Origin of the sequence: Streptomyces sp. SAI-135, assembly GCF_029893805.1 — a bacterium.
GTDB lineage: Bacteria > Actinomycetota > Actinomycetes > Streptomycetales > Streptomycetaceae > Streptomyces.
Window position 1 is genome coordinate 5,363,077 of the sequence record NZ_JARXYP010000002.1, and the last position, 9,385, is coordinate 5,372,461.

Annotated in this window: 9 protein-coding genes; 5 read left to right on the forward strand and 4 right to left on the reverse strand. The window is 69.2% G+C overall.

The window, feature by feature from the left end; translation table 11 throughout:
* Position 1 precedes the first annotated feature (1 nt).
* Genes M2163_RS28885 through M2163_RS28895 form a run of 3 tightly spaced genes read left to right on the forward strand, consistent with a single transcriptional unit; the run spans position 2 to position 4,203 of the window.
* A complete protein-coding gene (locus M2163_RS28885) occupies positions 2-2,245 on the forward strand; it encodes a bifunctional polysaccharide deacetylase/glycosyltransferase family 2 protein (protein WP_280849948.1) in 2,244 nt (747 codons plus the stop codon).
* Positions 2,246-3,511, forward strand: coding sequence for an acyltransferase family protein (locus M2163_RS28890; protein WP_280895447.1), 1,266 nt, complete (start codon positions 2,246-2,248; stop codon positions 3,509-3,511). It begins immediately after the preceding gene.
* Positions 3,508-4,203 (forward strand): demethylmenaquinone methyltransferase, encoded by a 696-nt coding sequence (locus M2163_RS28895; RefSeq protein WP_280895448.1) that lies wholly within the window; start codon positions 3,508-3,510, stop codon positions 4,201-4,203. Before M2163_RS28890 ends, M2163_RS28895 begins: the two co-directional genes overlap by 4 nt.
* Before the next feature lie 18 nt (positions 4,204-4,221).
* Here M2163_RS28895 and M2163_RS28900 read toward each other — a convergent pair whose 3' ends face one another.
* Positions 4,222-4,539 (reverse strand): PASTA domain-containing protein, encoded by a 318-nt coding sequence (locus tag M2163_RS28900; protein ID WP_280849945.1) that lies wholly within the window; start codon positions 4,537-4,539, stop codon positions 4,222-4,224.
* 110 nt (positions 4,540-4,649) lie between these two features.
* Entirely contained in the window at positions 4,650-5,174 is a 525-nt protein-coding gene (locus M2163_RS28905; RefSeq protein WP_280895449.1) for a GNAT family N-acetyltransferase, read from the reverse strand.
* Positions 5,175-5,295: 121 nt separating this feature from the next.
* Here M2163_RS28905 and M2163_RS28910 point away from each other — a divergent pair, with 121 nt between their 5' ends.
* A complete protein-coding gene (locus M2163_RS28910) occupies positions 5,296-6,582 on the forward strand; it encodes a geranylgeranyl reductase family protein (protein WP_280849943.1) in 1,287 nt (428 codons plus the stop codon).
* 105 nt (positions 6,583-6,687) lie between these two features.
* Here the strand turns inward: M2163_RS28910 and def are convergent, their stop codons facing one another.
* Entirely contained in the window at positions 6,688-7,335 is a 648-nt protein-coding gene (gene def, locus M2163_RS28915) for a peptide deformylase (RefSeq protein ID WP_280895450.1), read from the reverse strand.
* A gap of 135 nt (positions 7,336-7,470) precedes the next feature.
* Positions 7,471-8,277, reverse strand: a complete 807-nt coding sequence (locus M2163_RS28920) for a C40 family peptidase (RefSeq protein WP_280849941.1) — start codon at positions 8,275-8,277, stop codon at positions 7,471-7,473.
* A 735-nt stretch (positions 8,278-9,012) separates the two neighbouring features.
* On the opposite strand from M2163_RS28920, the gene M2163_RS28925 reads away from it, so the two are divergent.
* Positions 9,013-9,372 carry an NADH-quinone oxidoreductase subunit A gene (locus M2163_RS28925; protein WP_007383963.1) on the forward strand — a complete coding sequence of 120 codons (360 nt, stop codon included), beginning with the start codon at positions 9,013-9,015 and terminating at the stop codon, positions 9,370-9,372.
* Positions 9,373-9,385: the final 13 nt, after the last annotated feature.

Below are 9,385 nucleotides of genomic sequence, written 5' to 3' on the forward strand. Positions count from 1 at the left end.
CATGACCACGACGACGCCCTCCCGCGGCCGCCGGCGTGCCCCCTCCCGCATCGAGCGGGCGGCGGGCAAGGCCGCGGCGCTGCAGAAACCGCGGGTCATCCTCGCCCTGCTGCTCCTGCTCGGCCTGACCAGTGTCATGCTGCTCGACGGCTATCTGCGCGCCGAGGTCGGCGGCGACCAGCGGGTGCGCGACGGCGCCAGCTCCAGCAAGGTCCCCGAGAAGATCCTCGACGGCGGGCCGATCATCAGCTTCCGGGGCGGGCAGGCGACGACGACCTCCGTCCCGTCCAAGACGATCGCGCTCACCTTCGACGACGGCCCGAACCCGACGTACACGCCCCAGGTCCTGGAGATCCTGGAGAAGTACGACGTCCCGGCGACCTTCTTCGTGGTCGGCTCGATGGTCTCGCGCTACCCGGGGATCGTGCAGGACATGGTCGACCAGGGCAACGAGGTGGGCATCCACACCTTCACCCACGTCGACCTCTCCTACCAGAGCGACGCCCGCATCCGGCGCGAGATGACCCAGACGCAGCTCGCGCTCGCGGGCGCGGCCGGCATCACGACCACGCTGTTCCGGGCGCCGTACTCCTCGGAGACGGACGCGATCGACAACTACAGCTGGCCCGTCTACAAGAAGCTCGGCGAGGAGGGCTACACCAGCGTCTTCGTCGACACCGACAGCGACGACTGGAAGAAGCCGGGCGTCTCGAAGATCGTCAAGTGGGCCACGCCGTCCGGTACCTCGGGCGCCTCCGTGCTGATGCACGACGCCGGTGGCGACCGCGAGCAGACGATCGAGGCGCTGCCGAAGTACATCGAGAAGATGCGGGCGAAGGGCTACACCTTCACCACCGTCAGCGGGGTCATCGAGGCCCAGAACACGGGCGCCGCGGGCGGACAGCTCCCGGGCGGGGCGCTGAACGGCGCCGACCGCCTCCAGGCCGCGCACCGCGAGGCCACCGGGGCGACCCTCTACGAGGGCAAGGCGCTCGTCGTGGCCGTCGCCGTGGCCGAGTACACCGTGCCCACGCTGTCGGCCGGACTGGTGGTCGTCGGCGTGGCCGTCATGGGCCGGTTCGGAATGATGCTGGTCCTCGCCCGCCGCCACTACAGACAGCGCAACAAACGCCGCTTCAGCTGGGGGCCCACGGTCACCCGCCCGGTGACCGTGATCGTCCCGGCGTACAACGAGAAGGAGTGCATCGCCAACACCCTGGAGTCGCTGGCGAAGAGCACCCATCCGATCGAGGTGATCGTCGTCGACGACGGCTCCTCCGACGGGACCTCGGAGATCGCCCGGGCCGCGGCCGACAAGCTCGGCATGACCAACGTCCGCGTCATCCGCCAGGAGAACGCGGGCAAGCCGGCCGCCCTCAACAACGGCGTCCGCAGCGCCAGTCACGACATCGTCGTGATGATGGACGGCGACACCGTCTTCGAACCGGACACCGTACGGCAGCTGGTGCAGCCCTTCGCGGACCCGGAGGTCGGCGCGGTCGCCGGCAACGCCAAGGTCGGCAACCGCAACACGGTCATCGGGGCCTGGCAGCACATCGAGTACGTGATGGGCTTCAACCTCGACCGCCGGATGTACGACCTGCTGCGCTGCATGCCCACCATCCCGGGCGCGATCGGCGCCTTCCGCCGCGAGGCGGTCCTCCAGGTCGGCGGCATGAGCGAGGACACCCTCGCCGAGGACACCGACATCACCATCGCGATGCACCGCGCGGGCTGGCGGGTCGTCTACCAGGAGCACGCCCGCGCCTGGACCGAGGCGCCCGGCTCCCTCAAGCAGCTCTGGTCGCAGCGCTACCGGTGGTCGTACGGCACCATGCAGGCGCTGTGGAAGCACCGCAGGTCCCTCACCGACAAGGGGCCCTCGGGCCGCTTCGGCCGGGTCGGGATGCCGCTGGTGGTGATCTTCCAGATCCTCACGCCGGTCTTCGCCCCGCTGATCGACGTGTTCACCGCCTACTCGATGATCTTCGTCGACTTCCAGGCGGCGCTGTACGCGTGGCTCGCGGTCCTCGGCGTCCAGCTCGTGTGTGCCGCGTACGCCTTCAAGCTGGACAAGGAGCAGTACCGGTATCTGCTGATGATGCCGCTCCAGCAACTCGCCTACCGGCAGATGATGTACCTCGTCCTCATCCACTCCTGCATCACCGCGCTCACCGGCGGCCGCCTGCGCTGGCAGAAACTGAAGCGGACCGGCGAGGTCGGCACCCCGGCGGGGGTGAGCTAGATGAGCTGGGAGCACCAGGGACACCCCCAGCAGGGATTCCCCCACCAGGGATACCCCCAGCAGGGATACCCCCAGCAGGGATACGGGCAGGAGTACGGGTACTCGGGGTATGCGCAACAGCCGTACGTCCAGGACTACGTCGGCCACGAGGTTCTCGAAGCCCCCGCTGACGCCGAGGCGGAGGAGGAGAAGCCTCCGTCTCGGCCCTCCGGCCGTGACCGCTACTTCGACACGCTCCGGGCCCTCGCTCTGATCCGGGTCGTCGCCTATCACACGTTCGGGTGGGCCTGGGCCGGCATGGTCTTCCCCTCCATGGGCATCATGTTCGGCCTGGCCGGGACGCTGATGGCGAAGTCCCTGGAGCGCCCGGCGGCCCAGGTGATCAGGAGCCGGCTGCGCCGCCTGCTGCCGCCGTTCTGGTTCTGGGGCGTCTTCGTGGTCCTCGCGATGCTGGTCCACGACTGGATGCCGGGCTGGCAGATCGTCTACTGGGTCGTGCCGCTCGGCGACCCGCCGGGCAACGCCTGGGGTGAGCAGGCCTGGGAAATCCTCTGGTACCTGCGCACGTACCTCTGGTTCGTCCTGCTGTCCCCGGTGCTGCTGAAGGTGTTCCGGGCGGCCCCGGTACCGGTCCTGCTGGCCTCCCTGGCCCCGATCGTGGTCTTCCAGTTCCTGTGGGAGCCCCCGGACGACCGCCTCGGCAGCGCGCTGACCGACCTCGCGACCTTCCTGTTCTGCTGGATCCTCGGCTTCGCCCACCGGGACCGGGTCCTGGACCGGCTCAAGCCCCCGGCCGTGGTCGTGCTCTCGCTCGCCGCGATCGGGTTCGGCGGCTGGTACGCCTTCACCCACCAGGCCGGGACGGGGTCGTACGACCTCGACGACATCCCCCTCGCGCAGGCCTTCTGGTCCGCCGGGTACGTGACGCTGCTGATGTGGGCCAAGTCGTACTTCCGGATCGACTTCGCGTGGCTGACCCGCTTCCGGCGCACGGACCGGGTCGTCACCGTCTTCAACTCCCGCGCGGTGACGATCTACCTGTGGCACGAGATCGCGCTGATCCTCGCCGTGCCGCTGATCGACCAGTTCTGGAACGTGCCCGCCTTCGAGAAGTGGCTGCCCCTGGAGAGCCAGTGGTTCATGTTCGGCATCGGCTGGCTCCTCGTGGCGGTGTTCGTGCTGCTGTGCGGATGGGTGGAGGACGTGGCCGGGAAGAAGAAGCCGCAGCTTCTCCCGGGCGGACCGCCTGCAAGAATGGGGACGTGACCCGCGCTTCCCTGAACAAGCAGCCGCACGAAGTCGCCTCGATGTTCGACGACGTGGCGGAACGGTACGACCTGACCAACGACGTGCTGTCGCTGGGCCAGGACCGGGTGTGGCGCAAGGAGGTCGCCAGGGCCGTCGACGCCCGCCCCGCCCAGAAGATCCTGGACCTGGCGGCGGGCACCGCCACCTCGTCGCTGCCCTTCGCCCGCACCGGCGCCTACGTCGTGCCCTGCGACTTCTCGATCGGCATGCTGCGGGTCGGCAAGCGGAACCACTCCTGGCTGCCGTTCACCGCGGGCGACGCGACCCGGCTGCCCTTCCGGGACGACAGCTTCGACGCCGTCACCATCTCCTTCGGGCTGCGCAACGTCCAGGACACCGACGCCGCCCTGCGCGAGATGTACCGGGTGACCCGGCCCGGCGGCCGGGTCGTGATCTGCGAGTTCTCCCACCCGACCTGGGCGCCCTTCCGCACGGTCTACACCGAGTACCTGATGCGCGCCCTGCCGCCGGTCGCCCGCGCGGTCTCCTCCAACCCCGACGCGTACGTCTACCTCGCCGAGTCCATCCGCGCCTGGCCCGACCAGCCGGCCCTGGCCGAGCGCCTGCAGAAGGCGGGCTGGTCGAACGTGGCCTGGCGGAACCTGACCGGCGGGATCGTGGCCCTGCACCGGGGCGTCAAGGAGAGCTGAGCGGCTCGGCGCGCCGGCTCAGAGTCCCGTCACGCACCGGACCACGTACGGATCGCCAGGCTCGTCCAGTTCGCGTTGGAGGCCTCCGCTCGGGGGTCTGGGGATGCGGGGCTCGCGGATGCCCCCGCCGCCCTCACCCGGGCCGAGGTCGAACCACACGTACACCACGGAGTCCCGCGGCACCTCGGCGCCGGGCTGCGGGTACTGGCGTACGACATAGTCGACGACGGCCTGGTGGAAGTCCTTGCGGTCCGGCGCGTTGACGAACAGGCCCTGCGCCTGGGCCGTCTCGCGCGCGTCGACGGCCATGAGTCCGACCAGACGCGGTACGCGCACTTCGGGCGTCTTGGGTGGTATGTGCACAGATGTCACCCCCAGCGGTACTGGAAGGGTAACTCCGGCCCGGTCGCCGCCGGAAGGGCCGGGTGGCTTTCCGTAGCAGACCGCTACTCTGCGTAACTCTCCTCCAGGGCAAGGCGGAAGCACAGCACCTCTTCCTGGAGGAGGGGGTGCGGGTAGGTCTCCGCGAGTTCCATTCCGAGGCGCTTGGCGACCGCGATCGACCGTTCGTTGCCGGGTCTGACCAGCGCCACCACGTCCCTGACGCCCGCCGCCCTGAGCCGCTCCAGCGTCATCCGCGCGGCCACCGTGGCGTACCCGCGGCCCCAGTGGGCCCGTCCGAGCCGCCACCCGATCTCGATCTCGCCCGTCGGCCCCCAGTCCCGCGGCCACGGCTGGGCTCCGGTGAAACCGATGACCTGCCCGTCCTCGGCGACCATGGTCCACAGACAGAAACCCCGCTCGGCGTCGTGCCGGCGCTGCCGCGCGGTGAGCTCCTCGTAGACGGACAGTTCCGCGGACCTGCCGCCGTGGAACTCCATGACGTCCGGGTCGTCGAAGACCCGGTGCCAGGCGACGGCGTCCTCGTCGGTGGGGACACGCAGCCGTACTACGGGCAGAGCTCGGTCCATGGGGCAGCCCTTCAGCCGGGTGATCAATTCTGCTGAATAGACTGCCCATGTCCAGTGCCGGTCGGCACGCGGATTCAGAAGTTGATTCCGAACTTGATTCCGAGCCTGGGGAGATCCCGCCGTGACCGAGCCCCTGTCCGAGAACACCGCCGATGTCATCGTCGTCGGCGCGGGGCCGGCCGGCTCCACGACCGCCTACCACCTCGCCAAGTCCGGACTCGACGTGCTCCTCCTGGAGAAGACCGAGTTCCCGCGCGAGAAGGTCTGCGGCGACGGCCTCACCCCGCGCGCCACCAAGCAGCTCGTGGCCATGGGCATCGACATCTCCGAAGAGGCCGGCTGGCTGCGCAACAAGGGCCTCAGGATCATCGGCGGCGGCGTGCGCCTCCAGCTCGACTGGCCGGAACTGGCCTCCTTCCCCGACTACGGCCTCGTCCGCAAGCGCGACGACTTCGACGAGCAGCTCGCCCGCCAGGCCCAGAAGGCCGGGGCGCGGCTCTACGAGCGCTGCAACGTCGGCGCCCCGATCGTCGACGACCGCACCGGCCGCATCACGGGCGTCCACGCGAAACTCGGCGAGGACAAACGCGAGGTCACCTTCCACGCGCCCCTCGTGGTCGCCGCCGACGGCAACTCCACCCGGCTCTCCCTCGCGATGGGCCTGCACCGCCGCGAGGACCGCCCGATGGGCGTCGCCGTACGGACGTACTTCGAGAGCCCCCGCCACGACGACGACTACCTGGAGTCCTGGCTGGAGCTGTGGGACCGCCGCGGCCCCGGCGAGGACCGGCTGCTGCCCGGCTACGGCTGGATCTTCGGCATGGGCGACGGCACCTCCAACGTCGGCCTCGGCGTGCTGAACACCTCCGACTCCTTCAAGGAGCTCGACTGGCGCGAGGTGCTGAAGGCCTGGTGCGCCTCCATGCCGGAGGACTGGGGCTACACGCCGGAGAACATGACCGGCCCGATCCGCGGCGCCGCCCTGCCGATGGCCTTCAACCGCCAGCCGCACTACACCAAGGGGCTGCTCCTGGTCGGCGACGCCGGCGGCATGGTGAACCCCTTCAACGGCGAGGGCATCGCCTACGCCATGGAGTCCGGCCAGATCGCCGCCGACGTCATCGTCCAGGCCCACGCCCGCGCGACGCCCGCCCAGCGGGAGATCGCCCTCCAGCGCTACCCGCGGGTCCTCAAGGACACCTACGGCGGCTACTACACGCTCGGCCGCGCCTTCGTGAAGCTCATCGGCAACCCGAAGGTCATGAAGATCGCGGCCCAGCGCGGACTGACCCACCCGCTGCTCATGAAGTTCACCCTCAAGATGCTCGCCAACCTCACCGACCCCACGGGCGGCGACGCGATGGACCGGATCATCAACGGGCTGAGCAAGGTGGCGCCGAAGGCGTGACGGGAGCCCCCGCACCGGAGCACCGTGGAGGGATGGACGCAGCGGTCGCGTTACCCGTGTTCGTCATCCTCGTCGCGGTGTCGGTGTGGGCGCTGGTCCACTCCCTCAGGCGCTGAACGTGCCCCGAGGGTCGTGCAGCGCCTCGATGTTGGCCGTCCGGCGGGCGAACACCTCCTCCCGCCGGTCCGTCATCTGCCCGAGCGCCCGCCTGCGGTCCCGCTTCGACAGCCGGTCCAGATACACGTGCCCGTTCACATGGTCGGTCTCGTGCGCCAGGCACCGCGCGAAGTAGCCGGTCCCCTCGATCACGAGCGGCTCCCCGTCCCGGTCGAACCCGCGCACCACGGCCCGGTCCGGACGCGGTACGTCCATGACGGCGCCCGGCACCGACAGGCACCCCTCGCCGTCGTCGAGCAGCCTGCGCCCGGCCGGATCGAGCGGGTCCAGCACCGGGTTGACGACGTGTCCGACATGCCGGACTCCGTCGTCGTCGGGGCAGTCGTACACGAAGAGGCGCAGGGCGACGCCGACCTGGTTCGCCGCGAGGCCGGCCCCCTCCGCGATGTACATGGTCAGGAACATGTCGTCGATCAGCGCGGCGAGGTCGGGCCCGAACTCGGTCACGTCCCGGCACGGCTTGTGCAGCACTTCCTCGCCGACCTCGGTGATCCGCCGCACCCGCCCGCGCCGGGCCTCGGGGGCGAGCGGCGGGTAGGTGTCGGTGGGCCTGCCCTGGACGAACACACTGGGCATGGTGATGTCTCCTGTTCCGTGGCGGTGGGTGCGATCGCGGATGCGGATCGCTGAACCCATCCAACCCCGGCCAGGGCACCGAGAGGGCCGCAACCCCCGAGCGGTTGCGGCCCTGTCGAGCTGTTGCGGTGTCCGTCAGAGCACCCGCACCGCTCCGGTCGGCGGGTCGTAGGACAGGGGCTTCTCGGCGACGCCCGTCGAGGGGTTCTGCGCGCCGACGAACATGCCGTCGCCGACGTACACGGCGACGTGGTACGCGCTGCCCGCGCCGCCCCAGTACAGGATGTCGCCCGGCTGAAGGTTGCTCAGCGAGACCTGGGTGCCCGCGGTCGACTGGTCCTGCGAGACGCGCGGCAGGTCGACGCCGATCTGGCTGAACGCGGCCTGCACGAGGCCCGAGCAGTCCCACGAGTTGGGGCCGGTGCCGCCGGAGACGTAGGCGTCACCGACCTGGGCCTTCACGAAGGCGATGACAGCCGCGGCCGAACCGGTGGCCGTGGACGAGCTCGTGGAGACGCCGGCGCTCGCCGAGGCGGACAGCGTGGCCCGCTCGGAGCTGCGGGAGGCGGCCTCCTCCGCGGCGGCCCTGCGGGCCTCCTCGGCCTTCTTCTTGGCCTCCGCCTTCTTCTTGGCCTCCGCGAGGTCCGCCTTGGCCTGCTTCGCGGCCTTTGCGGCGGCCGCGTCACGCTCGGCCTGGAGCTGGTAGTTGGCGGCCGCCTGCTGCATCGCGTCGGCGGACTCGGCGACCTGGCTGCCCAGGTCGGCCGAGAGGGTGGGCAGTTCGAGGGTCTGCGTCGTCGACTCGGCGGCGAACGCCGAAGCCGACGCGCCCGCCGCTGCCATGCTGAGCACGCCACCGGCGACTCCGGCACGCACGGCGATCGAAGTCGTCGCGCTGCGGCGGGGTTTCCGGTGGCTGCGTATGTGAGCGGTGTGGGACATGAGACCAACTGGTATCAGGGGCTCCTCCATACCTTCAAGAAACGTGGGCTGCGCCACAGTTGTTCAATCGGCGGCCCGAATCCCCGGCATGCCGCCCTTTATTGACGCCGTAACGGACATTGCGGACTCTCGTGATCATGGCCGTGATCATGGACTTTCGCTGTTACGCCCGAATTGCCCCGCAGCTACCATCGGTTGGCCCGGATGGCCAAGCCCCGTTCTTATTGATCTCTCATGTGTGTGGCGGAGGTCACGCAACGGTTACGGCGGCGGCTGCGTCCGGAGGCGTTCGGCGCTCGTGAATGTGTGCACGCGTCCACACCCGTCCTCGCACCTCCCCCTGATGTGTGAACGCGGCCCCCTACCAAGCAGTCGCGTCCAGCACCAATTTGCATGCAGGAGAAGTCTCTTGATATGGAGACGCCTCTTCCGACCTGCGCCGACTAGCGGAAATGTCACCTCTGGTGATCACTCGGACGCTTCTCGTGTGAAGATCACTGCTGATCCGACTTCATGATCCTTCGTCTGGTGGTGGAGATCACAAAGCTTGTGCAATACCCCGTGTCGCAGATCACAGACCGGCGGGCATAAGATGCGGGTCAGTTGGGCTTGTGACCTGCTTCACATGTTCGCGATCTTCGTCGGGCCGGACGGAGGTCGGAGGGACGTATGAGTCGGGTGTGAAGTCCGATGCCATCGCCAGCAGTCAGTGCCGACTGAGAGGAGCGAGGAGCGGTGAACGCCTATGCGCCCATCCTCGTACTGGGAGCCCTCGGGGCAGGCTTTGCGATCTTCTCCGTGGTCATGGCCACGCTGATCGGTCCGAAGCGGTACAACCGGGCCAAGCTCGAGGCCTACGAATGCGGGATCGAGCCGACCCCCACGCCGGCCGGCGGCGGGCGCTTCCCCATCAAGTACTACCTGACGGCGATGCTCTTCATCGTCTTCGACATCGAGATCGTCTTCCTCTACCCCTGGGCCGTCACCTTCGACGCCCTGGGTGTTTTCGGGCTCGTGGAGATGCTGCTCTTCGTGCTCACCGTCTTCGTCGCGTACGCGTACGTATGGCGGCGCGGCGGCCTGGAATGGGACTGAGGGGCCTTTAACT